We start from the raw sequence: 23,770 nt of genomic DNA on the forward strand, positions 1-23,770 counted from the left end.
TTCCAACGACAAAGGTCACGACCGCTATTCGTTCCGGACCGTCAGATGGCGGTACGCCCATAGTCCTGCCGCGTCACCGGATGGCTCGACGACAGCCCGCCATCGACCGCCCATGCCTGTCCGTTGACATAGCTCGCCTCCGCCGATGCGAGGAACATCACGACCGCGGCGATCTCTTCGGGCTCGCCCCCGCGGCGCAACGGGTTCAGCCGCCCGATCCGCGCTTCCTTGCCGTGCTGGCGGGCATGGTCGTACACCATCGCGGTCATGCCGGTTTCGATCAGCCCGGGGCATACCGCGTTGACGCGCACGCCCGATCCCGACAGCTGTTGCGCGGCGGTCTGGACCAGATTGATGACCCCCGCCTTCGACGCCGAATAGGCCGCGCCTCCTGCTCCCGACCGCAGGCCCGCGACGCTGGCGGTACACACGATCGCCCCGCCGCCCGCCGCCGCCATGATCGGCGCGGCATGGCGGATGGCGAGGAATGGCCCGATCAAATTGACGCGCAGGATTTCCGCCCAGTCCTCCGCAGTCGTCTCGAACAGCCCGGCGATCCCGCCCGAAATGCCGGCATTGGCATGGACGACATCGATCCCGCCGAACCGCTCGCCCGCCAGCGCGACCGCGCGCGCCACGTCGCCGTCGCTACCCGCGTCCATTTCGCAGGCGACCGCCCGACCGCCCGCCGCCTCGATCGCCGCGACGGTCACCCCTGCACCCGACCGGTCGGCGCACACCACCCCCGCCCCTTCGCCGGCAAAGCCCAGCGCACTCGCCCGCCCGATGCCCGATCCCGCGCCGGTGACCAGCACTGACTTGCCCGCAAACCGCATCACGCCCCCGCCTTCTTCGCAAAGTCCCACGCCATCGCCGCCAGCATTGGCACCCGCTCCGCCATCGCCGCCGCCTGCGCGCTTGCGGCATTGCCGTCGCGCACCCGTTGCTTGATGCCCTGCACGATCCCGGTCAGGCGGAAGAGGTTGTAGGCAAAATACCAGTCGAGCTGCGGCACGTCGCTGCGCCCGGTGGCGGCGCAATAGCGCGCGACGACCTCCTCGATCGTCGGGATGCCGCTCTCCGGACCCGCCAGCCCCTTGATCCCCGACCGCCCGTCGGGCTCGGTGCCCCAGTTCATCAGCAGATAGGTGAAGTCGGCCAGCGGATCGCCCAGCGTGGACAGCTCCCAGTCGAGTACAACTGCCACCCGCGGGCCATCCTCGGCAAAGATCAGATTGTCGATGCGGTAGTCGCCATGGACGATCGACACCCGGTCCTGCGGCGGCACCGTGCGCGGCAACCATTCGATCAGCCGCTCGACATCCGGCAGGTCGTCGGTCTGGCTGGCGCGATATTGCCGGGTCCATCGCGCGACCTGCCGTTCGAAATAATTGCCCGGCTTACCATAATCGCCCAGGCCCACAGCGACCGGATCGATCGCGTGCAGCGCCGCCAGCGCATCGACCATCGCGTCATAATGCGCGCGCCGTTCGTCGGGCGTCGCATTGGGCATCGACCCGTCCCAGATCGTCCGCCCCGCGACCCGCTCCATCAGATAAAAGGGCGCGCCGATGACGTCCCCATCCTCGCACAGCGCCACCGGCCGCGGCACCGGATAGCCTGTCGGATACAGCGCCGCGATCAGCGCATATTCGCGCTCGATCGCATGCGCGCTGGGCAGCAACGGGCCGAACGGCTTGCGCCGCAGCACGAACGACCCCGCGCGCATGTCGACGCGGTAGGTCGGATTGCTCTGTCCGCCGGGATAGCGCGTCACCTCGACCGGTTCGTCGCCGACCGTCGCCGCCAGCCACGGCGTCAGCCGTGCGAGGTCGAGGTCAGCGCTCATGCGACACGCGCTTGAACTCGGCACGGGCAATCGCCCGGTTGTGGACCTCGTCCGGCCCGTCGGCGAAGCGCAGCGTGCGCACCCCGGCCCATGCAGCGGCCAGCGGAAAATCCTCCGACACCCCGCCGCCGCCATGCGCCTGGATCGCATCGTCGAGGATCTGCAACGCCATCGTCGGCGCCTGCACCTTGATCATCGCGATCTCGCTCTGCGCCGCCTTGTTGCCCGCACGGTCCATCATGTCGGCGGCTTTCAGGCACAGCAGCCGCGTCATCTCGATATCGATCCGCGCGCGGGCGACGCGCTGTTCCCAGATCGAATGGTCGGCGATCTTCTTGCCGAACGCGACGCGGGATTGCAGCCGCGTGGCCATCGCCTCCAGCGCCATTTCGGCGACGCCGATCGTGCGCATGCAGTGATGGATGCGCCCCGGCCCCAGCCGCCCCTGCGCGATCTCGAACCCGCGCCCTTCGCCCAGCAACAGATTGGCGGCAGGCACCCGGACCTGCTCCAGCACGACCTCGCCATGGCCATGCGGGGCATGGTCGTATCCATAGACCGGCAGCATCCGCTCGATCCGTACGCCCGGCGTATCCATCGGCACCAGGATCATGCTCTGCTGACTGTGCCGCGGCGCGTCCGGATCGGTCTTGCCCATCACGATCGCGACCTTGCAGCGTGGATCGCCGGTCCCCGACGACCACCATTTACGCCCGTCGATGACGTAATCGTCGCCGTCGCGGACGATCCGCGTCTCGATGTTGGTCGCATCCGACGACGCCACCGCCGGCTCGGTCATCAGGAAGGCGGATCGGATCGTCCCGTCCATCAACGGCTTGAGCCACGCATCCTTCTGCTCGGCGGTGCCATAGCGGTGCAGCACCTCCATATTACCGGTGTCGGGCGCCGAGCAGTTGAACACCTCGCTCGCCCAATGCCACCGCCCCATCTCCTCGGCGCACAGCGCATATTCGACGTTGCTCAGCTGCGTGCCCTCGAACGCAAAGCTCTCGTCCACCATCGGCGCGCCCGAATGCGGCGGCATGAACAGGTTCCACAGCCCCGCCGCCTTCGCCTTCGCCTTCAACGGCTCCAGCATCGCCACCGGTGCCCAGCGATCGCCGGTCGCCACCGCATGGTGATAGGCGGCATCGGCGGGGGCGACATGGCTGACAAGGAACGCCTTCACCCGGTCGCGATATTCGGTTTCGCGCGCACTGAACCGAAAGTCCAACATCCGTCTCCCGCTGCAACTGTTTTGCCCGGTCTATGCCATACCGCATATTCGGTAAAGCGCGGATGACGCTGCGGACCCAAGCGAAAATTGCACTTGGGCTCCACACCCGATCTGCTAGGGTCCGGCGATGACGACGACCGACGGGGCCACCAAACGCTATCGCGCCAAGCGCGACGCCATCCTTGCCGCAGCGGCGGAGGCGATCAACGAAGCGAGTGCCAAGGGCATGACCTTCGCCGATGTCGCGCGCCGCGTCGGGTTGAACACCACCAGCGTCACCTATTACTTCAAGCGCAAGGAGGACCTTGCCGCCGCCGCGTTCGACCACACGCTCGAATGGCTGCAGGCGACGCTGGATGAATCGCTGGTGGAGCCGACCCCGCACGCCCGCGTCGCGAAGTTCCTGCACATCCATTTCGACCGCCAGCGCCGGATCGAGGCGGGCCAGGAACGCCCCGTCGCCATGCTGTCCGACCTGCGCGCGATGGAGGACCCGTTCAAGGCCCGGCTGCTGGCCGGCTGGCGCGAAGTGTTCCGCAAGACCCGGACCTTATGGGGCGAACCCCGCGACCGCATCGCCAAGGATATTCAGGGCGCGCGGGCGCACATGCTTCTCGAAAACTGCTTCTGGCTGACCGTATGGCTCGATCGCTACGAACCCGATCAGTACGACCGGATCGAGGCGCGCCTGATGGACGTCTTCACCCACGGTCTTGCCGGTGCCGGCCAGCATTGGAGCCCACAGCCGCTATTGCTTGAACAAGCCAATGCCGAACCGGCGCGCGACGCCTTTCTGCGTGCCGCCACCCGGCTCATCAACGAACTCGGCTATCGCGGCGCATCGGTACAGCGGATCGCGTCCGAACTGAACGTGACCAAGGGGTCGTTCTACCACCATCTCGATGCCAAGGACGATCTGGTCGCCGCCTGCTATCAGCGCAGCTTCGACACCATTTCCGCCGCGCAGCGCGCCGCCGACCGCGACGGCGGCAGCCATTGGCAACGTCTGTCGAGCACGCTCGCCACGCTGGTCGACGCGCAGTTCACCGAACAGGGGCCGCTGCTGCGCACCACCGCGCTCGCCGGCCTGCCCGGCGGCGTGCGACAGGCGATGGTCGACCGCTCGAACCGCATCGCCCGCCGCTTCGCCGGCACGATCAGCGACGGTATCGCCGAAGGCTCGCTCCGTGCGGTCGACCCGCTGATCGCGGCGCAGGCGCTGATGGCGTTGCAGAACGCCGCGTTCGACATGCGCAACTGGGCCGCCACCATGCCGCGCGACCGCGCGGTCGGCTTCTATGCCTCGACGATCATGACCGGACTGTTCGCCGAACCGGTGGTGTAGGGACGGTCGTCCTCAATCGAGAACCCGGCCGATGCGGACCAGCAGCCCGCTAGGATCGCTGACCGCAAATTCGTACGTCCCCCATGGCTTGGCGCGCGGCGCGCCCTCTTCGATGATCAGTTCGCGCACGTCGTCCGCGATTGCGTCCACATCGTCGACATAGAGGTACAGCCCGAACGGATTATCCTCGATATGCTTCGGCCAGCCGGGTGCGTGGGTCAGATGCAAATGCCATCCCCGACCGTCCTCGAGGATGCGATAGTGGCCATAGTCGCTGACGACCCGGAAGCGGAGCCGCCGATAGAATGCCTCGCTCGCATCCAGATCGCTGGTGGGTATGATTGCAACGGCGCGATGATCCATGGCGGAGCGTCCTCGATTGAAGTCGGCCCTTGCTGTGACGCTGCCGGCGGTCATTGACGAGAGGCAACGCGCGCCCGGCGGACCCAAGCGGCCATCGTCGACGCCTTCATCGTGCTAACATGCGATCGGCGCTACGACGTGATCCGGGTAGCCGACCTGATCGACCGCGCGGGCATCGGACGATCGACCTTCTACGAGCATTTTCGCGGCAAGGACGATGTGCTGCTGGCGGCACTCGACCCGTTGCCGTTGGCGCTGGCCGCCGTGGCATCGGGTCGAGCTGCACCGACCTATGTCCGCCAGATGGTCGACCATCTGTGGCAGCGCCGCGCGCTCGTCAGGTCGCTGCTCGATTCGTCCGCTGCGCCAATCCTCCAGCGCCGTCTGGCGGACGGCATCGCGACCCACGGCGCGGGAACAGCCCCCACCACCGACGCATCGCTGACCGCGCCCGGCATCGCCGCGCCGCAACTGGCGATGCTGCGATGCTGGCTTGCCGGACAGGTCACCGCGACGATCGATCAAATGACCGACCGGCTGATCGCCTGTCCCCGGCTGCGCGACGGGGGCAAACCCGGCTGACCGACCGCGGCGCAGGCTATGCAAGCACCCCGCGATATTCCTCCCGCAGCGCCGCCTTCTTCAACTTCCCCGTAGCACTATGCGGCAGCGCGTCGACGAAGATCACCCGGTCGGGCAGCCACCATTTTGCGACCTTCGTCGCCAGATGTTCAAGCACCGCTTGCGGCTCGACCTCCGCCCCCGGCCGCTTTACCACCAACAGTACGGGGCGTTCGTCCCAGCGCGGGTGCGGCACGCCGATCGCCGCCGCCTCCGCAATGCCGGCACAGCCGACCGCAGCGTTTTCCAGATCGACCGAGCTGATCCATTCGCCGCCCGACTTGATCACGTCCTTCGCCCGGTCGGTGATCTGCATGGTCCCGTCGGGGTGCAGCATCGCCACGTCGCCGGTGTCGAACCAGCCATCCGGGGTCAGCGCATCGCCGCTTTCGTCGCGGAAATAGCGTTTGAGCACCCACGGCCCGCGCACCTGCAACTGTCCCGATGTCGCGCCGTCGCGCGGCAGCACCTTGCCCTCGTCATCGACCGTGCGCAGTTCGACCCCGAACGGCACCTTGCCCTGACGGCACACCTGATCGACGCGCTGTTCGAAGCTCAGATCGTCCCAGTCGGCGCCGGCTGCGCCCATCGTGCCGATCGGCGACGTCTCGGTCATGCCCCAGGCGTGGTTGACCCGCACGCCCATCCGCATGATCCGTTCGATCATCGCGCGCGGTGCCGCCGATCCACCGATCGTCACGACCTTCAGATGCTCAGGGCTGCGGCCGGTCGCATCCATATACTGGAACATCGCGAACCACACCGTCGGCACGCCAGCCGAATGCGTCACCCGTTCGCTATTCATCAGGTCGCACAGCACCGCCGGGTCGTTGACCGCCGAAAACACGATCTTCGCCCCCACCGCCGGCGCGGCGAACGGCAGGCCCCAGCCGACCGCATGGAACATCGGCACCACCGGCAGGCACACCGCACGCTGCGACAGGTCGAATTCGTCGGGCTGCAGTTCGGCGATCGCGTGCAGCACGTTTGATCGGTGCGAATAGACCACGCCCTTGGGATCGCCGGTCGTGCCGCTGGTATAGCAGATCATGCAATGGTCGCGCTCGTCGCCTTCGACCCACGCATAGTCGCCATCCTCGGCATCGATCAGCGCGCGCAGCGTACCCGGCCCGTCGCCGTCCATCACCACGAAATGCTCGATGCCGCCCAGCCGCGGCTTCATCCGCTCGACGATCGGCGCGAATACCGCATCGTACAGCAGTACGCGGTCGCCGGCATGCTCGGCGATATAGGCCAGCTGATCGTCGAACAGCCGCGGGTTGATGGTGTGGATCAGCCCGCCCATCCCGATCACGCCATACCATGCGACCAGATGATGGGCATGGTTCATCGCCATCGTTGCCACCCGGTCGCCGGGCCTGATCCCCAGCCGCTCCAGCGCCTGCGCCAGCCGCCGCGCATCGTGCGCGATGCCCGCCCAGTTGGTCCGCGTCTCGCTGCCATCGGCCCAGCGCGTCACGATCTCGCGGCCACCATGTTCGCGCTCGGCATGATCGAGCAACCGCGGTACTCGAAGTTCGAAATCCTGCATTCCGCCCAGCACGCACGCTCTCCTTCGCGAACGGGGCGTAGTCGCCCCTATCCTACGGCGGCGAGCGGTGCCTTCACCGTATCGAACGCCGCACTGGCGATACCTTGCAGTCTGCCGGCGCGATCCGCAAGCTCGCCGTCGATCCGAAAATCGCGGCCAAGGCATACCCGTGCTTCGATTCCGTCCACGGCCGACACCGCGACCCATATCTCGCCGCGCCCGCCGCGCTCGCCGGACACCAGCCCGGCCAGCGCCGGATAGGCGGCCGGATCGTCGATCGTCAGGTCCAGCCGCAACCGTACGTCGCGGGCAATGACATCGAACGGTTTCAAAGACTTGACCGTCGCGCGCGCGCTCTCATCGCCCGCCCGGCGATCGAGCTCGAGCGTAAACAACCCGCATCCGCCGACCTTGCCCGCGGCCTCCAGATCGTTCGCCGGCCCCTCGTCGAAACACGTCACCGGCACCTGTCCCGTCGCATCGGACAGCGTCGCCATCATGTAGCGCTTGCCCCGCGCGGAAGTACGCCAGCGTGCATCCTCGACCAGTGCCGCGACCGTCGCGCCGACCCGTCCGCCCTCGGGCACCTGCGTTCCTGCCAGATCGGCGATCTTGCGTGCGCCATGCGCGCTGGCGAGATGGGCGTAGCGATCGAGCGGATGCGCGGAGAAATAGAAGCCGAACGCGTCCTTTTCCGCCGCGATCGCCTCGGTCAAGGTCCAGTGGACGTCGGGCAGGCGGATCGCGGCCTCGGTAGCGCCGCTCGCCTCGCCGAACAGGCCGCCCTGCCCGCTCGACCGGTTCGCCTCGGTCCGCTGGGCGGTCGCCATCAACGTATCGGCGAGCGCATGGACGCCCGCTCGGTCGCCCTCGACACATTCGAACGCGCCCGCCGCCGCCAGCGTCTCGATCTGCCGCTTGTTCAGCAGCTTGGGGTCGACCCGCGACGCGAAATCGTCGAGCGACTTGTACGGCCCCTTGGCCGTGCGCTCCTCGACCATCAGCTCCATCGCCCGCTCGCCAACGCCCTTGAGCGCCGACAGGGCATAGCGCACCGCGAGGCCAGTCTCGGTCTCTTCGACCCCGAACGTCGCGTCGCTGGCATTGATGCACGGCGGCAGGCAGTCGATCCGCAGCCGTTTCATATCATCGACGAAAATCGCCAGCTTGTCGGTCTGCGCATAATCGAACGCCATCGACGCCGCGAAAAACTCGTGCGGATGATGCGCCTTCAACCACGCCGTCTGATACGCCAGCAACGCATAGGCCGCCGCATGGCTCTTGTTGAACCCATAGCCGGCGAACTTGTCGATCAAGTCGAACAGCTCGTTGGCCTTCGCCTCCTTGATGCCGTTCACCTCGGCACAGCCCTTCACGAAGATCGAGCGCTGCGCGTCCATCTCCGCCTTGACCTTCTTGCCCATCGCGCGCCGCAGCATGTCGGCGCCGCCCAGCGAATAGCCGGCAAGGATCTGCGCGGCCTGCATCACCTGTTCCTGATAGACGAAGATGCCGTAGGTCTCGTTCAGGATCGGCTCTAACAGGTCGTGGGGATAGACGATCTCCTCGCGCCCCGCCTTGCGGGCGCCGAACGACGGGATATTGTCCATCGGCCCCGGCCGGTACAGCGACACCAGCGCGATGATGTCGCCGAAATTGGTCGGCCGCACCGCGGTCAGCGTCCGCCGCATCCCTTCGGATTCCAGCTGGAACACGCCGACCGTATCGCCGCGCTTGAGCAGTTCGTAGGTCGCCGGATCGTCCCACAACAAGGCGTCGAGATCGACGACGATCCCGCGCCGCGCCAGCAATTCGACCGCGAACTTCAACACCGACAGCGTTTTCAGACCGAGAAAGTCGAACTTCACCAGCCCCGCGCCCTCGACATATTTCATGTCGAACTGCGTGACCGGCATGTCCGATCGCGGATCGCGGTACAGCGGCACCAGTTCGCTGAGCGGCCGGTCGCCGATCACCACTCCCGCCGCGTGGGTGGACGAGTGCCGTGGCAACCCCTCCAGCTTCATCGCGAGGTCGAGCAGGCGACGCACATCCTCCTCGCGCTCGTACTGCTGGTGCAGCTCCGACACACCGTTGATCGCGCGGTCCAGCGTCCATGGATCGGTCGGGTGGTTCGGCACCAGCTTGGCGAGGCGATCGACCTGGCCATAGCTCATCTGCAGCACGCGGCCGGTGTCCTTGAGCACCGCGCGCGCCTTCAGCTTACCGAAGGTGATGATCTGCGCCACCTGATCGCGGCCATATTTCTGCTGGACGTAGCGGATGACCTCGCCCCGCCGCGTTTCGCAGAAATCGATGTCGAAGTCGGGCATCGACACGCGTTCCGGATTGAGGAAGCGTTCGAACAGCAACCCCAGCTTGATCGGATCGAGGTCGGTGATGGTCAGCGCCCATGCGACCGCCGAGCCCGCGCCCGAACCGCGGCCCGGCCCGACCGGAATGTCGTGATCCTTCGCCCATTTGATGAAGTCGGCGACGATCAGGAAATAGCCCGGAAACCCCATCTGGCAGATGACGTCGAGTTCGAAGTCCAGCCGCTGGAAATAGTCGGGAAAGCGTCCCTCCAGCTCGGCCTCCGACAATGCGGGAATCGTGCCGGTATCTGCCGGGGTCGGCGCATCCTCCCACGGCGCGGGCGTGTCGACCGCAACCTCGGCCTGCACCATCCCGGCTTCCAGCGCGACGATCTTGCGCAACCGGTCGACCAGCCCGGCGCGCGAATTGACGCGCAGTTTCAGCGCCTCGCCCTCGCGGTCGCCGGCAAGGCTGGGCAGGATAGGCTTGCGTTTGGGTGCCGCGACGGCGCAGCGCTGCGCGACGACCAGCGTATTCGCCAGCGCTTCGGGCAGGTCGGCGAATATTTCCTGCATGACCGGCGCGGGCTTCAACCACGCCTCGGGCGAGGAACGCTGGCGATCCTCGCTCGCGACATAGCTCGACGAGGCGATACACAGCATCGCGTCGTGCGCGTCGTGGAAATCGGCCTCGGCGAAACAGCACGGGTTGGTCGCGACCAGCGGCAAGTCGCGGGCATAGGCGAGGTCGAGCAGCTGCGGCTCGGCGCGCTGCTCGACGGCTTCGCCGCGTCGCGCCAGTTCGACATAGAGCCGGTCGCCGAACAGCGCCTGCAACCGGTCGACATAGGTCAGCGCCTCGTCCGCGCGCCCGGCGGCGAACAGCCGGGCGATCGCGCCATCCCCCGCGCCGGTCAGCGCGACCAGCCCCTCGCTCCGCCCGATCAACGCGTCGATCGGGACATGCGCCGGAATTTCCACCGGTCGGTCGAGATGCGCCATCGATACCAGCGCGCAGATATTGTCGTAGCCTTGGGGGTTCTGCGCATAGAGCGGCAGCCAGTCGATCTCGGGCTCCTGCCCCTCGGCGCCGCCCGGTCGCGCCACCGCCAGCAGCGTGCCGACCACCGGCTGCACGCCCTGATCCTTGCACGCGTCGGAAAACGCCATTGCGGCATACAGCCCGTTGCGATCCGACAGGCCGGCGGCGGGAAAGCCCAGCTTGCGCGCGGCCTTGGCGATCGCCTTCGGATCGATCGCGCCCTCCAGCATGGTGAAGGACGAAAAGATACGAAGCGGTACGAACCCGGAATGCGCCATCCCCGTGACGTAACCATCCGGTCGCGATTCGACCAGTGCGGCGCCGAAGGAACCACGACGAACCGCACCCGTTCCTGCGCCTACAGGAGAGTATACCGATGACCGATTTCGCGCGCGACGCCCACCATGTCAGAACCAGTGCGGGATCGGGGTGGGGCTGGACGCTCGGCTACGGCATTGTCTCGATCCTTGTCGGCATCCTCGCCTTTTCCGCGCCCTTCCCCGCGACGCTAGCGGCGACGATTGTGATCGGTTTCTTCTTCCTGGCGGGCGGCGTCGCGTCGCTGGTCGCCGGATTTTCCAGCCGCACCAGCCACCGTGGCTACACGATCTTCCTCGGCATCCTGTCGGTGATCGCCGGCGGCTATATGGTGGTGGTGCCGGTCGGCGGTGCGCTGTCACTGACGCTGATGGCGATCCTGTGGCTGGGGGTGCGCGGTGTTGCGGAACTGCTCGTCGGCATCCGGTTCAAACGGCTGCGGGTGCCGATGCTGCTGCTCGGGGCGCTCAACCTGCTGCTGGCGATCGTGATCTACACGACGGTCCCGTGGTCGGCCCTGACCCTGCCGGGCTATATCCTCGGCGCCAGTTTCCTGTTCGGCGGTATCGTCGCGGTGATGAACGCGATTACCGAGCGGCGGGGGGCATAGCGCTTCCGCCCGCGGCGGTCCGATCCGGCCAGGCTTCCGCGGGGCCGACGATCAGGACGGTTCGACCAACGCCGCCTCGATCGCGCCGGCCAGCTCTTCCGGCTTGGTCGTCGGCGCGAACCGCGTCACCTCACCGTCGCGCCCGACCAGGAACTTGGTGAAGTTCCACTTCACCGCTTCGCTGCCCAGCACGCCCGGTGCCGCCTTCTTCAATGCCCGGAACACCGGCGCGGCATCGGCGCCATTGACGTCCACCTTCCCGAACACCGGAAAGCTGACGTCGTAGGTTAGCGAACAGAAGGACGCGATCTCCGCCGCATCGCCCGGTTCCTGCGCCCCGAACTGGTTGCAGGGAAACCCCAACACCGCGAACCCCCGTTCGCCATAGCGCCGGTGCAGCGCCTCCAGCCCGGCATATTGCGGGGTGAAACCGCATTTCGACGCAACGTTGACGATCAGCAGTACCTTGCCGCGATAGCCCGCCAGCGTCGTCTCGGCCCCATCGGCGGTTCGCACCGCCACGTCGTACAGATCGCTCATCGCAACACCCCGTCGTGCAGCCGCACCACCCGGTCCATCCGGCTGGCCAGCCGTTCGTTATGCGTCGCGACCAGCGCCGCCGACCCCTGTCCACGCACCAGCCGCAGGAATTCGGCGAACACCACGTCCGCCGTCGCCTCGTCCAGATTGCCGGTCGGCTCGTCCGCCAGCACCAGCGCCGGCCGGTTCGACAGCGCGCGCGCCACCGCCACCCGCTGCTGCTCGCCGCCCGACAACTGGCTCGGCCGGTGGTGCAGCCGCTGTGAGAGGCCCAGCGCGCTCAGCAATTCGGTCGCCCGCGCATCCGCCTCGGCGCGGCCGCGGCCCTGCACCAGCTGCGGCAGGACGACATTCTCGACCGCGTTGAAATCGGGCAGCAGGTGGTGGAACTGGTAGATGAAGCCCATCCGGTCGCGCCGCACCTCGGTCCGGCGATGCGCGCCGGCCTTGGCAAGCTGTTCGCCGCACACCAGGATTTCGCCCTCGAACCCGCCCTCCAGCAGCCCGACCGCCTGCAACAGCGTCGATTTGCCCGACCCCGACGGCCCCAGCAGCGCGACGATCTCGCCCGGTGCGACGGTCAGCTCGACCCCGCGCAGCACATCGATCGTCGCCTCGCCCTGCGTGAAGCTGCGGCGGAGGCCCCGCGTTTCGAGAACCGACTCAGTCATAACGCAGCACCTGCACGGGATCGGTATTGGCCGCCTTGAACGCCGGATACAGCGTGGCGAGGAACGAGAAGAGCAACGCAACCAGCGCGATGGTGACGATCTCGACCGGATCGACCTTCGACGGCAGTTCGGTCAGGTAGCGCATCGTCGGGTCCCAGATGTCGATCCCCGTAACCGCGCCGATCGCGCTTACCACCTGCTGGCGGAACGCGAGGAAGACGAAGCCCAGCACCAGCCCCGCGCCGACGCCCAGCGCGCCGATGGTCGTGCCGACCGTCATGAAGATGCGCAGCAACCCGCCGCGCGTCGCGCCCATCGTCCGCAGGATCGCGATGTCGCGCGTCTTGGCCCGGACCAGCATGATCAGCGACGACAGGATGTTGAACACCGCGATCAGGATCAGGATCGACAATACGGTGAAGGTCACGATCCGGTCGACCGCCAGCGCCTGAAACAGCTCGCCGTTCAACTGGCGCCAGTCGACGATCTGCGCGCTGGCGACATATTTACGGGCGAGTGGCGCGACAATGTCCTGCACCTTGTCGGGATTGGTCGTCTCCAGCTCGATCGATCCGACCGTGTCGCCGCTCAGCAGCAGCGTCTGCGCATCCTCGATCGGCATGATGACGTATGCCTTGTCGAGGTCGTAGACCCCGACCTCGATGATCGCGGCGATGCGGTACGGCACCTGCCGGATCATCGTGCCGAACGGGGTCGTCGGTCCCTGCGGACTGATGATCGTGATCTCGCTGCCGATGGTGACGCCCAGCGCCTGCGCCAGCCGGCTGCCGATGATGACGTTGCCGCTGCCCGGCGTCACCGCGTTCAGCGTGCCCAGCTTCACATTGTCGCGGATCGTCGGCGTGCCCCGGATATCCTCGACCCGCATGCCGCGCATCAGGATGAACTCGGACCGCCCGTTATAGGTCGCGAACAGCGGCTGTTCGATCAACGGCGTCGCGCTGGTGACGCCCGGCGTCCGCCGCGCCTCCGCCGCGATGTTGCGCCAGTCGGGCAGCTGGTTGTTATATCCCTGGATCAGCGCATGGCCGTTCAGCCCGACGATCTTGTCGAACAGCTCGGCCCGGAACCCGTTCATCACGCTCATGACGATGACCAGCGCGGCGACGCCCAGCATGACCGCGACGAGGCTGATCGAAGCGACCAGCGCGATGAACGCCTCCCCCCGGCCGGGGAGCAGATAGCGGCGGGCGATCATCCGCTCGTAACGCGATAGCAGCATAGGGGCGGTCGATATCCTGACACGGGGGACGCAAGTTGGCGCTGTAGGTAGGCGAAGCGCGCGCGGCAATCTATGCTGTTGCCGAATCGACACATGGTTAGCAAAACCGTAGCAAACATGCCGCTCCCCCGGTGACAGGCGGGCACAGGCATCCTACGACGACCCCACGAAGCGCAGGCAATACAGGCCACGGTTCGGGGAGGCCAACCGGCTCCGCCCTGGAAGGGGGGAAGGGGCGTAGAAGCGGTGGCAACCAAGGGGGCTGACGAGCGATCGTCACGCAGGCGGCCGGGCTGGCGACAGTCCGGCCGTTTGGCGTTTGGGCCTATGCCCCTTCGCTCCCGATCCCACATCGACCAGCTTCGCCCTACCCCATCACCATATTCGTCGCCCCGGCGCAGGCCGGGATCTACCCGTGGCAGTACGAGACAAGAGCCGCGAGAGACCCCAGCCTGCGCTGGGGTGACGTAGCTTTGCTGGTGGAAGAAGTACGCGCAACGCCACAAAAAACTGCCGCCAAATCCCCTTGAACCCCTTTGATCGCGAACCATATCGGTTCGTGAACGGTGCCTCCGGGGCCGTTCACGAACGGGCATCGCGGGCGCTCCGGATGCCGATCGGATCAACTCGCTTCTTTTGGAGGATTTGACATGCGTAGCTTCGATTTCACCCCCTATCGCCGCTCGACCATCGGTTTCGACCGCCTGTTCGACCTGCTCGAAAACAACGCGCGGACGACCACGAGCGAGAACTACCCGCCCTTCAACCTCGAACGCGTCGCCGAAGATCGCTACCGCATCACGCTGGCGGTCGCCGGCTTCAAGCGGGGCGAGGTGGAGATCACCGCCCAGCAGAATCTGCTCGTCGTCTCGGGCCGCAAGGCCGACCAGACCGATGCGCAGAAGAGCGCGGTCCTGCACCTGGGCATTGCCAACCGCAGCTTCGAGCGTCGTTTCGAACTGGCCGATTTCATCGTCGTGGAAAGCGCCGACCTGGCCGATGGCCTGCTGACCATCGACCTGCGCCGCGAGGTTCCCGATGCGATGAAGCCGCGCCGCGTGGCGATCGGCGAAACCACCGCCCAGCCAGTGATCGCCAACGATGCCGTCAAGGACGACGACGCGGCACACGCAGCATAACCCTACGGCGCGTCGCTCCCTTGCGCGCCGTGGGCGGGCGCCCGGACCTATCTGGTTCGGGCGCCCGTTCGTGTTTCGGGTGAACCTACCGGCTAGACCGTCATTCCCGCGAAGGCGGGAATCCATATGCGCTAACGTTCGTGCTGGAGTCGCGATCGCTGCGTTTATGGATTCCCGCCTTCGCGGGAATGACGAATTGGAGGGCGAACGCCCTCAAACCAACCGCGACTGCTTCACCGCCGCCGCGATGAAGCTCGCGAACAGCGGATGCGGGTCGAACGGCTTCGACTTCAGCTCCGGGTGGAACTGCACGCCGACGAACCACGGATGGTCGGGTCGCTCGACAATTTCCGGCAACATGCCGTCGGGTGACATGCCGGAGAACACCAGCCCGCCCGATTCGAGCATCTCGCGATAGCCGGTGTTCACTTCGTAGCGATGGCGATGCCGCTCGCTGATGCTGGTCCCGCCATAGATCGACGCGACCACCGAATTGCCTGCCAGCGACGCTTCATAGGCGCCCAGCCGCATCGTGCCGCCCAGATCGCCGTCCGATTCGCGCTTCTGGATGCCTTCGGGGGTCATCCATTCGGTGATCATGCCGACCACCGGCTCCTCGGTCGGCCCGAACTCGGTCGACGAGGCATTGGCGATACCGCCGATATCGCGCACCCCTTCGATGCACGCCATCTGCATCCCGAAGCAGATGCCGAAATACGGCACTTTCCGAGTCCGCGCGAAGCGGACGCTGGCGATCTTGCCCTCGGCACCGCGTTCCCCGAACGCACCGGGGACGAGGATGGCGTGGCACGGTTCCAGTTCGGCCGCGACCATGTCGTGATCGCCCTCGAACAGTTCGGCGTCGATCCAGCGGATCTTGACCTTCACCCGGTTGGCAATGCCGCCATGGACCAGCGCCTCGTTCAGCGACTTGTACGCATCCTGCAGCCCGACATATTTGCCGACCACGCCGATCGTCACTTCGCCCTCGGGGTTCTGCAGCCGGTCCATGATGTCGGACCAGCGCGACAGGTCGGGGGCGTCGCCGGGCTCGATGCCGAACGCACGCAACACTTCGGCGTCCAGCCCCTCGGCATGATATTGTTCGGGCACCGCATAGATGCTCGACGCGTCGAGCGCGGGGATGACCGCCGCGGCCGGCACGTTGCAGAACAGCGCGATCTTCGCCCGTTCGCTCGCCGGCAGCGGCTTTTCACAGCGGCAGACCAGCACGTCGGGCTGTACGCCCAGCGCCGCCAGCTCGCGCACCGAATGCTGCGTCGGCTTCGTCTTCAGCTCGCCCGCTGCCGCGATATACGGCACCAGCGTGACGTGGATGCTGATCGAGCGGCCCCGGCCCAAATCGTTCTTCAGCTGGCGAATCGCCTCGATGAACGGCAGCGATTCGATATCGCCGACCGTCCCGCCGATCTCGCACAGCACGAAATCGAGGTCCTGCCCGTCGTCGTCGACGGTATCGGCCTGTGCGAACGCCTTGATCGCGTCGGTGACGTGCGGGACCACCTGCACCGTGGCGCCCAGATAATCGCCGCGCCGCTCGCGCTGGATGATCGTCTGGTAGATGCGGCCGGAGGTGACGTTGTCCGACTGATGCGCCGCCACACCGGTGAAGCGTTCATAGTGACCGAGGTCAAGGTCGGTTTCCGCCCCGTCGTCGGTCACATAGACTTCGCCATGCTGATAGGGCGACATCGTGCCCGGATCGACGTTCAGATAGGGATCGAACTTGCGGATGCGGACCTTGTAGCCGCGTGCCTGCAAGAGTGCTGCGAGCGAGGCTGCCATGAGCCCCTTGCCGAGCGACGAGACCACGCCGCCGGTGATGAAAATATACCGCGCCATGGGAGATATCGCCTAGCGTCGAACGCCATCGCCGCCAAGCACAGGATTGCTCCTGCGCCCGCGAAATACGACGGACCGGTGGATGGAAAGGGGTTTTTAGCGGGCCAGCGGGACCGCGCCGTTGTCGGCACCGGTCAGGTTGCCGATCGGATCGGCGGCCGGATTGACCGGCGCGGTGGCGGCGGGCGGCGGAGTCGTCGGCCGCGCCAGCGAGGTATCGATCGACGTACCGCCGCCCCGATTCGCGGCGATCACCGCCAGCGAAATGCTCATCACGATGAACAGCCCGGCCAGCACCGCCGTCGCCCGCGTCAGGAAATCGGCAGCACCGCGTGCCGACATCAGGCCCGACGGGCTACCGCCGGTGGTCAGCCCGCCACCTTCCGACTTCTGCATGAGGATCACGGCCACGAGCAGCGCGGCGATGATCGCATGAACGACGAGCAGGAAGGTGAACATGGTCGGGGAACATTTCCGAAAGAAGGGAGTGCGGGTGTCGAAGGGCGCCACATAGGCGAGCGAAGCCGCCCGATCAACTGAGCGCCAGCGTTCCTTCTGTAACATTATCGTATCGACCGGGAAACCAAGCGCGCGATTGCGACGTTCATCTTTCGACCCCGCCCTACGGCCTTGTACCGACGTTAGGTTCCAGCGATGTTCCCTACGATTCCTCTCAAGAAATGGATGGACGGCCTGGTCGATTATGTCCGCTCTGGCGAGCCGGACCTGACCAACCGTCAGATGGCGCTCATGATGATCGTCTATCTGCAACCCGGCCCCCATACGGTGCGCGGCCTTGCCCGTGCGCTCAACGTCTCCAAACCGGTCGTAACGCGCGCCTTGAATCGATTGGGCACGCTCGGCTATCTCCGCCGCCAACGCGACGATGCCGACAAGCGCAACATCTTCGTCGCGCAGACCAGCGAAGGGGCAAATTTTCTTGCAGAGTTCGGGCAGTTCATGGGCGGCGACGGCGTCGACTACCACCGGCGGCACGCCAGCGCGTAAACGCTTTGCCCTGAGGACGCGATCGGCCGTGCTCGATTCCCGGGTCGACGCGGTCCGCCGCGATCTGGCCGATATCCGCCTCGCCGAGCGCGTCTTCGCGCCGCATTATGCCGTACCGGCGCGCCGCACGGTCGGTCGCGCCACTCCTGTTCTCGAAACGGCCGGCGGGCCGGTGCTGTCGCAGGCGCTGGCCGGCGAGCCGTTCGATGTCCTCGAATTCACCTCGACCCATGGCTGGGGCCGATCGCCGATCGACGGCACGGTCGGCTTCGTTGCGCGGGACAGTCTGGTCGAGCAGTTCGACGTTTCGCATGTCGTGATCGCTGCCACGGCGCTTGTCCACGCCGACCCGTCGAGCGCGCGGCCCCTCCCCTTCACCCTGCCGATCGGCACGCGAGTCGCGGCGACGCCGGTCAACGACGACTGGTGTGAGGTCGATGGCGGCTATGTCGCGTCGGCGACGCTCCTGCCGCTGAGCGATACGATCGGCGATGCCGTCGAGCATGCGCTGGCGCTGCAGGGCGTTGCAGCCGTTGCCGGCGGCCGGTCGGGCGAAGGCGTCGATGCGGCGGGGCTGATCTTTCTGGCGTGGTCGCTGGCCGGGACGCCTCCGCCCCGCTTCGTCGATCTGCAGGCGGACGACTTCGGCACGCCCTTGGCCGAGGGCGATACGCTCCGGCGCGGCGACCTGCTGTTCTTTGCCGGGCACGTCGCGATGCTGGTCGATGCCGATACCGTGATCCATGCCGATGGCACCGTGCGCTGCGAACCCGTCGCCGCGCTCGATCGCTTCGGCCCCGTTACCGCCCGGAGGCGCCCTGCATGACCGTCCGCGTGTTCATCGACGGTGCCGCTGGCACGACCGGCCTCGAAATCGCCGATCGGCTGTCCGGCCGGTCGGAGGTCGACTTCATCACGCTCGACGATACGCGGCGCAAGGATGCCACCGCGCGGCGCGAGGCGCTGAACGACGCCGATTTCGTCATCCTCTGCCTCCCCGACGATGCCGCACGGGAAGCGGTGGCGATGATCGACAATGATCGCACCCGCGTCATCGACGCCTCGACCGCGTACCGTGTCGCCGATGGCTGGACGTACGGCATGGCCGAACTCGAACCGTCGCAACCCGGCGCGATCGCCACCGCGATGCGGGTGTCGAACCCCGGCTGCTACCCGACCGGCTTCCTCGCGCTCGTCCGTCCGCTGGTCCGTGCCGGGCTGGTCCCGCACGACTGGCCGGTCAGCGTGAACGCGGTGTCGGGCTATTCGGGCGGCGGCAAGGCGATGATCGCCGCGTTCGAGAATGGTGAGACCGACACCGCGTGGCTCGGCTACGGCCTGACGCTCGCACACAAGCATGTGCCCGAGATGCAGCGCCACGCCCGCCTCGCCCATCCGCCGCTGTTCCAGCCATCGGTCGCGCGCACCTATCGCGGGATGGTGGTCGAAGTGCCGTTGCCGCTCTTCGCCTTCCACCGCCGCCCCAGCCTGTCAGCGATCGAGGCCGCGCTACAGGAAGCCTATCGCGAATCGCCCGTCGTACGCGTCCTGCCCGGCGACGATAGCGCCATCCCTATCGAGGCCGATGCCGGCACCGACCGCCTGACGCTGCGCGTCTTCGGCAACATGGACACCGGCCAGGCGCGGCTCGTCGCGACGCTCGACAATCTGGGCAAGGGCGCATCTGGCGCCGCGGTGCAGAACTTTAACCTGATGGCCGGGTTCGACCAGACCGCCGGGCTGACGCTGTAGGGGCTTCCCACGCAATTTCGTAACGAACGAAGCAATCGTTGCGCATCGCATAGCCATGCCGCCTTCGCGTTTGCGAAATAGGCTGCTAGGAGCCCATGGGATTTCGATTTTTGGAAAACAGGAGCTTGCATGACGAGGCAACCGGTAGCGAAGCTGCTGTTGTTCGGCGCGACGGGGGATCTGTCGCAGCGGATGCTGCTCCCCTCGCTCTACGGCCTGCACGCCGACAACCTGCTGCCCGAAGGGCTGACGATCACCGGCACCGCCCGGCACGAGCATGACGATGCGGGGTTCCGGGACTTTGCCAAGCATGCACTCGACCAGTTCCTGCCCGACGACCGCAAGGACGAAGCGGCGATCGACGGCTTTCTCGCGCGCCTCCACTATCAGCCGCTCGACGCATCGAACGTCGACGGCTTCGGCGCACTGGCCGAAAAGCTGGGCGACATTTCGGGCGGGCTCGCCATTTTCCTGTCGACCGCGCCGTGGCTGTTCGGCCCGACCATCACCGGCCTGAAAAGCGCCGGCCTCGCCGGTCCCAACGTCCGCATCAGCCTCGAAAAACCGTTGGGCAAGGATTTGAAGTCCAGCCGCGAGATCAACGATCTGGTCGCCGCCGCCTTCCCGGAAGAGCGGACCTACCGGATCGACCATTATCTCGGCAAGGAAACCGTCCAGAACATCCTCGCGCTGCGCTTCGGCAATGCGATGTTCGAGCCTGTGTGGAACGCCCGCGGCATCGACAACGTCCAGATCACCATCTCGGAAACCGTCGGCCTCGAAGGGCGCGCGGGCTATTATGACGAAGTCGGCGCGCTGCGCGACATGGTGCAGAACCATGTCCTGCAACTGGTCGCGCTGATCGCGATGGAGCCGCCCGCGCGCTTCGACGGCACCTCGATCCGCGACGAAAAGGTCAAGGTCCTGCGCTCGCTGCGCAAGATCGGTCCCGAAGAAGTCAACACCCACACCGTCACCGGCCAGTATGACACCGGCGCGGTGAAGGGCGAGATCGTCCGCGGCTATGACGAGGAGCTGGGCAAGGATTCGGATACCGAAACCTTCGTCGCGGTAAAGGCGCATGTCGACAACTGGCGCTGGCAGGGCGTGCCCTTCTACCTGCGCACCGGCAAGCGGATGCAGGACCGCCATTCGGAAATTTCGATCCAGTTCAAGCCGGTGCCGCATTCGATCTTCGCCGATCGCGGCGGACAGTTGCAGCCGAACACGCTGGTCATCCGCCTTCAGCCGGAGGAATATGTCCGCCTGCTGGTGATGGCCAAGGAACCCGGCCTCGACCGCGACGGCGTCCGCCTGCGCGAGGTGCCGCTCGACCTGTCGCTCACCACCGCCTTTGCCGGCACCCGCCGCCGCATTGCATACGAACGGCTGCTGCTCGACCTGATCGAGGGCGACCCGACGCTGTTCGTCCGCCGCGACGAGGTGGAGGCGCAATGGGTCTGGATCGACGCCATCCGCGACGGGTGGAAGGCCAATGGCACCAGCCCCAGGGGTTATCCGTCGGGCAGCTGGGGACCGAATGCCAGCGTCGCGCTGACCGAACGCGACGGGGTGACGTGGAACGAGTGAGCGGCTGACGCGCTCCCGTCCAAGTCCTCCGCTCGCTTCGAGCAGCATCGAGCTTGTCGAGATGCGTCCGTCGAGAAGTCGTTCTCGACAAGCTCGAACCAAACGGATTTTTGCAGGATAAGAGACACATGACCGAGATCGAATGGTGGGAATATGATGAACCCGCCGAATTTGCCGACGCCCTTGCCGGGGACATCCAGTTCATCATCGAATCGGCGATCGACGCGCGCGGCGCGGCGGTGATCGCGCTGGCCGGCGGTCGCACCCCGGCCCCGATCTATGACAAGCTGGTCAAGGCCAAGCTCGACTGGAAGCGCGTGACGATCGTCCCCACCGACGACCGCATCGTGCCGATGGGCGACGCGCTGTCGAACGTCACCGGCCTTGCCAAGATCTTCCTGCCCAAGGGCGCGCGGGTGATCCCGCTGACCGCCGAAAAGGCGCCGGATTACAAGGCCGCCGGCCGCGCGGCGGATGCGCGGTTGCAGGACCTGCACTGGCCGCTCGACCTCTGCCTGCTCGGCATGGGCGCCGATGGGCATACCGCGTCGATCTTCCCCGGCCCCGACCTGACCGAGGCGCTGACCGGGCCGAAGGAACGCCGCGCACTGGGCGTGATGCCCGACCCGCTCCCGCCCGAGGCACCCGTCGCGCGCGTGACGCTCAGCCACGCCGCGATCGCATCGGCCCGCGCGCTGATGATCGCCATCACCGGCGACGAAAAGAAATCGGTGCTCGAACGCGCGATCGATCAGGGCGCATCGTCCGCCTATCCGATCGGCCGCGTGCTGGCCGAAGTCGAACTTCCCGTCGATATTCACTGGAACGCATGATGGTACTCAACGCCACGATCGCCGCCGTCACCGACCGGATCATCGAGGCATCGCGTGACAAGCGCGCCGCCTATCTCGCGCTGATCGACCGGGAGCGCGAGAGCGGCGTCGACCGGCCGATGCTGGGCTGCGCCAACCTTGCCCACGCCTATGCCGGCACCGACGAGGATCGCGACGCGATGCGGCCGGCCAACCGGATGAACATCGGTATCGTCACCGCGTATAACGACATGCTGTCGGCGCACGCGCCCTATTACCGCTATCCCGAACAGATGAAGGTCTGGGCGCGCGAAGCGGGCGTGACCGCGCAGGTCGCGGGCGGCGTACCGGCGATGTGCGACGGCGTGACGCAGGGCTTTCCCGGCATGGAGCTGTCGCTGTTCAGCCGCGACACCATCGCGCTGTCGACTGCGGTTGCGCTCAGCCACGGCACGTTCGAGGGCGCGGCCTTGCTCGGCATCTGTGACAAGATCGTGCCGGGGCTGCTGATGGGCGCGCTGCGCTTCGGCCACCTGCCGATGGTGCTGATCCCCGGCGGGCCGATGCGGTCGGGCATCCCCAACAAGCAGAAGGCGGCGGTTCGCGAAGCCTATGCGGAAGGGAAAGTCGGCCGCGAGGAACTGCTCGACGCCGAAATCGCCGCCTATCATGGCAAGGGGACCTGCACCTTCTACGGCACCGCCAATTCGAACCAGATGATGGTCGAGGCGATGGGCCTGCACGTCCCCGACGCCGCCTTCGCCAATCCGGGCACCAAGCGCCGGCAGGAACTGACGCGGTACGCCGTGCACCGCCTCGCCGAGATCGGCTGGGACGGCGACGACTATCGCCCGATCGGCCGGGTTGTCGATGAAAAGGCGATCGTGAACGCCGCGATCGTCCTGCTCGCCACCGGCGGATCGACCAACCACCTGATCCACCTGCCCGCCATCGCGCGCTGCGCCGGGATCATCATCGACTGGGACGATTTCAACCGGTTGAGCGAGGTCGTGCCGCTGCTGACCCGCGTCTATCCCAACGGATCGGCCGATGTGAACGGGTTCGAGGATGCCGGCGGCCCGTCCTTCGTCATCCGCGAACTGCTGCGCGGCGGGCTGCTGCACGGCGACGTGCTGACCATCGCGAAGGACGGCATGGCCGCCTATGGCCGCCAGTCGACCATCGAGGACGATCAACTGGTTTGGAAGGACCATGCGCCGGTCAGCGGCGACGACACCATCGTCCGCACGATCGACGCACCGTTCGCGGCAGAAGGCGGGTTCCGCATCCTGCAGGGCAATATCGGTCGCGCCTGCATCAAGGTGTCGGCGGTCGACCCCGATCGCTGGGTGATCGAAGCCCCATGCCGTGTGTTCAGCGATCAGGCAGCGGTGCAGACCGCGTTCAAGGCCGGCGAACTCGACCGCGACGTCGTCGTCGTCGTCCGTCATCAGGGCCCGCGTGCCAACGGCATGCCCGAACTGCACAAGCTGACCCCGCCGCTGGGCGTGCTGCAGAATCGCGGCTTCCGCGTTGCGCTGGTCACCGACGGGCGCATGTCGGGCGCGTCGGGCAAGGTGCCGGCGGCGATCCATTTGTCGCCCGAGGCGCTGGGCGGCGGTCCGATCGGCAAGCTGCGCGACGGCGACGTCATCCGCCTCGACGCCAATGCCAACACGCTGGAGGCTTTGGTCCCGGCCGACGAATGGGCCGCGCGCGACCATGCGCCGGTCCCGCCACCGGCGGACGGCACCGGGCGCGAAATCTTTGCGATGATGCGCCAGGGCGCGAGCGAAGCGGAAGCCGGCGCATCGGCGATGCTGGCCGCGGCGGGGCTTTAACGCCCGCCAACACCTAACCGTACCCCCGCGGAGGCGGGGGTCCGGAGCCACAGGCGATA

At 66.7% G+C, this 23,770-nt stretch carries 21 protein-coding genes; 10 read left to right on the forward strand and 11 right to left on the reverse strand.

Going from position 1 to position 23,770, the window contains the following annotated elements; genetic code table 11:
- Positions 1–41 precede the first annotated feature (41 nt).
- From MF610_RS01610 to MF610_RS01620, 3 genes are read right to left on the reverse strand one after another with little or no spacing between them, the layout of a single operon-like run.
- Complete coding sequence (locus MF610_RS01610; RefSeq protein WP_242193541.1) at positions 42–836, reverse strand: SDR family NAD(P)-dependent oxidoreductase; 795 nt, start codon at positions 834–836, stop codon at positions 42–44.
- Positions 836–1,849 carry a phosphotransferase family protein gene (locus MF610_RS01615; protein ID WP_242192365.1) on the reverse strand — a complete coding sequence of 338 codons (1,014 nt, stop codon included), beginning with the start codon at positions 1,847–1,849 and terminating at the stop codon, positions 836–838. The genes MF610_RS01610 and MF610_RS01615 overlap by 1 nt, the downstream gene beginning before the upstream one ends.
- The gene (locus tag MF610_RS01620; RefSeq protein ID WP_242193546.1) at positions 1,839–3,083 is read right to left on the reverse strand and encodes an acyl-CoA dehydrogenase family protein; all 1,245 of its coding nucleotides are present in this window, start codon (positions 3,081–3,083) and stop codon (positions 1,839–1,841) included. Before MF610_RS01620 ends, MF610_RS01615 begins: the two co-directional genes overlap by 11 nt.
- Positions 3,084–3,213: 130 nt before the next feature.
- On the opposite strand from MF610_RS01620, the gene MF610_RS01625 reads away from it, so the two are divergent.
- Positions 3,214–4,431 (forward strand): TetR/AcrR family transcriptional regulator, encoded by a 1,218-nt coding sequence (locus MF610_RS01625; RefSeq protein WP_242192366.1) that lies wholly within the window; start codon positions 3,214–3,216, stop codon positions 4,429–4,431.
- A 12-nt stretch (positions 4,432–4,443) separates the two neighbouring features.
- On the opposite strand, the gene MF610_RS01630 is transcribed toward MF610_RS01625, so the two are convergent.
- The gene (locus MF610_RS01630) at positions 4,444–4,794 is read right to left on the reverse strand and encodes a VOC family protein (protein WP_242192367.1); all 351 of its coding nucleotides are present in this window, start codon (positions 4,792–4,794) and stop codon (positions 4,444–4,446) included.
- A gap of 138 nt (positions 4,795–4,932) precedes the next feature.
- Between MF610_RS01630 and MF610_RS01635 the strand changes: the two genes are divergently transcribed.
- Positions 4,933–5,376 (forward strand): TetR family transcriptional regulator, encoded by a 444-nt coding sequence (locus MF610_RS01635; protein ID WP_242192368.1) that lies wholly within the window; start codon positions 4,933–4,935, stop codon positions 5,374–5,376.
- Between the two features lie 16 nt (positions 5,377–5,392).
- Here MF610_RS01635 and MF610_RS01640 read toward each other — a convergent pair whose 3' ends face one another.
- Positions 5,393–6,967 (reverse strand): long-chain fatty acid--CoA ligase, encoded by a 1,575-nt coding sequence (locus tag MF610_RS01640; RefSeq protein ID WP_242193548.1) that lies wholly within the window; start codon positions 6,965–6,967, stop codon positions 5,393–5,395.
- A 47-nt stretch (positions 6,968–7,014) separates the two neighbouring features.
- Positions 7,015–10,602 (reverse strand): DNA polymerase III subunit alpha, encoded by a 3,588-nt coding sequence (dnaE, locus tag MF610_RS01645; RefSeq protein ID WP_242192369.1) that lies wholly within the window; start codon positions 10,600–10,602, stop codon positions 7,015–7,017.
- A 98-nt stretch (positions 10,603–10,700) separates the two neighbouring features.
- Between dnaE and MF610_RS01650 the strand changes: the two genes are divergently transcribed.
- Entirely contained in the window at positions 10,701–11,252 is a 552-nt protein-coding gene (locus MF610_RS01650; protein ID WP_242192370.1) for an HdeD family acid-resistance protein, read from the forward strand.
- A 51-nt stretch (positions 11,253–11,303) separates the two neighbouring features.
- On the opposite strand, the gene MF610_RS01655 is transcribed toward MF610_RS01650, so the two are convergent.
- The 3 genes from MF610_RS01655 to MF610_RS01665 are packed head-to-tail and all read right to left on the reverse strand — an operon-like array spanning position 11,304 to position 13,706.
- Complete coding sequence (locus MF610_RS01655; RefSeq protein ID WP_242192371.1) at positions 11,304–11,792, reverse strand: glutathione peroxidase; 489 nt, start codon at positions 11,790–11,792, stop codon at positions 11,304–11,306.
- Positions 11,789–12,463 (reverse strand): ABC transporter ATP-binding protein, encoded by a 675-nt coding sequence (locus MF610_RS01660; protein ID WP_242192372.1) that lies wholly within the window; start codon positions 12,461–12,463, stop codon positions 11,789–11,791. The genes MF610_RS01655 and MF610_RS01660 overlap by 4 nt, the downstream gene beginning before the upstream one ends.
- Entirely contained in the window at positions 12,456–13,706 is a 1,251-nt protein-coding gene (locus MF610_RS01665) for a lipoprotein-releasing ABC transporter permease subunit (protein WP_242192373.1), read from the reverse strand. The genes MF610_RS01660 and MF610_RS01665 overlap by 8 nt, the downstream gene beginning before the upstream one ends.
- A gap of 650 nt (positions 13,707–14,356) precedes the next feature.
- Between MF610_RS01665 and MF610_RS01670 the strand changes: the two genes are divergently transcribed.
- Positions 14,357–14,845 (forward strand): Hsp20 family protein, encoded by a 489-nt coding sequence (locus MF610_RS01670; protein ID WP_242192374.1) that lies wholly within the window; start codon positions 14,357–14,359, stop codon positions 14,843–14,845.
- 213 nt (positions 14,846–15,058) lie between these two features.
- Here MF610_RS01670 and MF610_RS01675 read toward each other — a convergent pair whose 3' ends face one another.
- Both MF610_RS01675 and secG read right to left on the reverse strand, forming a co-directional pair.
- The gene (locus MF610_RS01675; protein WP_242192375.1) at positions 15,059–16,708 is read right to left on the reverse strand and encodes a CTP synthase; all 1,650 of its coding nucleotides are present in this window, start codon (positions 16,706–16,708) and stop codon (positions 15,059–15,061) included.
- A 96-nt stretch (positions 16,709–16,804) separates the two neighbouring features.
- The gene (secG, locus tag MF610_RS01680) at positions 16,805–17,167 is read right to left on the reverse strand and encodes a preprotein translocase subunit SecG (RefSeq protein WP_242192376.1); all 363 of its coding nucleotides are present in this window, start codon (positions 17,165–17,167) and stop codon (positions 16,805–16,807) included.
- A gap of 225 nt (positions 17,168–17,392) precedes the next feature.
- On the opposite strand from secG, the gene MF610_RS01685 reads away from it, so the two are divergent.
- The 6 genes from MF610_RS01685 (at position 17,393) to edd (ending at position 23,711) form a co-directional block, all read left to right on the forward strand.
- Positions 17,393–17,716 (forward strand): MarR family transcriptional regulator, encoded by a 324-nt coding sequence (locus tag MF610_RS01685; RefSeq protein ID WP_242192377.1) that lies wholly within the window; start codon positions 17,393–17,395, stop codon positions 17,714–17,716.
- A gap of 28 nt (positions 17,717–17,744) precedes the next feature.
- On the forward strand, positions 17,745–18,542 hold the full coding sequence (locus tag MF610_RS01690) for a C40 family peptidase (protein ID WP_242192378.1): 798 nt from the start codon (positions 17,745–17,747) through the stop codon (positions 18,540–18,542).
- Positions 18,539–19,468, forward strand: a complete 930-nt coding sequence (argC, locus tag MF610_RS01695) for an N-acetyl-gamma-glutamyl-phosphate reductase (protein ID WP_242192379.1) — start codon at positions 18,539–18,541, stop codon at positions 19,466–19,468. The genes MF610_RS01690 and argC overlap by 4 nt, the downstream gene beginning before the upstream one ends.
- Before the next feature lie 129 nt (positions 19,469–19,597).
- Positions 19,598–21,058 carry a glucose-6-phosphate dehydrogenase gene (gene zwf / locus MF610_RS01700; protein ID WP_242192380.1) on the forward strand — a complete coding sequence of 487 codons (1,461 nt, stop codon included), beginning with the start codon at positions 19,598–19,600 and terminating at the stop codon, positions 21,056–21,058.
- 128 nt (positions 21,059–21,186) lie between these two features.
- The gene (gene pgl, locus MF610_RS01705; protein ID WP_242192381.1) at positions 21,187–21,891 is read left to right on the forward strand and encodes a 6-phosphogluconolactonase; all 705 of its coding nucleotides are present in this window, start codon (positions 21,187–21,189) and stop codon (positions 21,889–21,891) included.
- Entirely contained in the window at positions 21,891–23,711 is a 1,821-nt protein-coding gene (edd, locus tag MF610_RS01710) for a phosphogluconate dehydratase (RefSeq protein ID WP_242193550.1), read from the forward strand. The genes pgl and edd overlap by 1 nt, the downstream gene beginning before the upstream one ends.
- Positions 23,712–23,770: the final 59 nt, after the last annotated feature.

Origin of the sequence: Sphingomonas hankookensis, from assembly GCF_022664465.1 — a bacterium.
GTDB lineage: Bacteria > Pseudomonadota > Alphaproteobacteria > Sphingomonadales > Sphingomonadaceae > Sphingomonas > Sphingomonas hankookensis.

Excerpts from the sequence above, each read along its gene's own strand:
- MF610_RS01670 (WP_242192374.1), top strand. The coding sequence starts at position 14,357 with ATGCGTAGCTTCGATTTCACCCCCTATCGCCGCTCGACCATCGGTTTC.
- MF610_RS01625 (WP_242192366.1), top strand. The coding sequence starts at position 3,214 with ATGACGACGACCGACGGGGCCACCAAACGCTATCGCGCCAAGCGCGAC.
- MF610_RS01665 (WP_242192373.1), bottom strand. The coding sequence starts at position 13,706 with ATGCTGCTATCGCGTTACGAGCGGATGATCGCCCGCCGCTATCTGCTC.
- MF610_RS01640 (WP_242193548.1), bottom strand. The coding sequence starts at position 6,967 with ATGCAGGATTTCGAACTTCGAGTACCGCGGTTGCTCGATCATGCCGAG.
- MF610_RS01685 (WP_242192377.1), top strand. The coding sequence starts at position 17,393 with ATGGACGGCCTGGTCGATTATGTCCGCTCTGGCGAGCCGGACCTGACC.
- MF610_RS01610 (WP_242193541.1), bottom strand. The coding sequence starts at position 836 with ATGCGGTTTGCGGGCAAGTCAGTGCTGGTCACCGGCGCGGGATCGGGC.
- MF610_RS01615 (WP_242192365.1), bottom strand. The coding sequence starts at position 1,849 with ATGAGCGCTGACCTCGACCTCGCACGGCTGACGCCGTGGCTGGCGGCG.
- MF610_RS01660 (WP_242192372.1), bottom strand. The coding sequence starts at position 12,463 with ATGACTGAGTCGGTTCTCGAAACGCGGGGCCTCCGCCGCAGCTTCACG.
- MF610_RS01675 (WP_242192375.1), bottom strand. The coding sequence starts at position 16,708 with ATGGCGCGGTATATTTTCATCACCGGCGGCGTGGTCTCGTCGCTCGGC.
- pgl (WP_242192381.1), top strand. The coding sequence starts at position 21,187 with ATGACCGAGATCGAATGGTGGGAATATGATGAACCCGCCGAATTTGCC.
- MF610_RS01655 (WP_242192371.1), bottom strand. The coding sequence starts at position 11,792 with ATGAGCGATCTGTACGACGTGGCGGTGCGAACCGCCGATGGGGCCGAG.
- secG (WP_242192376.1), bottom strand. The coding sequence starts at position 17,167 with ATGTTCACCTTCCTGCTCGTCGTTCATGCGATCATCGCCGCGCTGCTC.
- edd (WP_242193550.1), top strand. The coding sequence starts at position 21,891 with ATGGTACTCAACGCCACGATCGCCGCCGTCACCGACCGGATCATCGAG.
- MF610_RS01650 (WP_242192370.1), top strand. The coding sequence starts at position 10,701 with ATGACCGATTTCGCGCGCGACGCCCACCATGTCAGAACCAGTGCGGGA.
- MF610_RS01630 (WP_242192367.1), bottom strand. The coding sequence starts at position 4,794 with ATGGATCATCGCGCCGTTGCAATCATACCCACCAGCGATCTGGATGCG.
- dnaE (WP_242192369.1), bottom strand. The coding sequence starts at position 10,602 with ATGGCGCATTCCGGGTTCGTACCGCTTCGTATCTTTTCGTCCTTCACC.
- zwf (WP_242192380.1), top strand. The coding sequence starts at position 19,598 with ATGACGAGGCAACCGGTAGCGAAGCTGCTGTTGTTCGGCGCGACGGGG.
- argC (WP_242192379.1), top strand. The coding sequence starts at position 18,539 with ATGACCGTCCGCGTGTTCATCGACGGTGCCGCTGGCACGACCGGCCTC.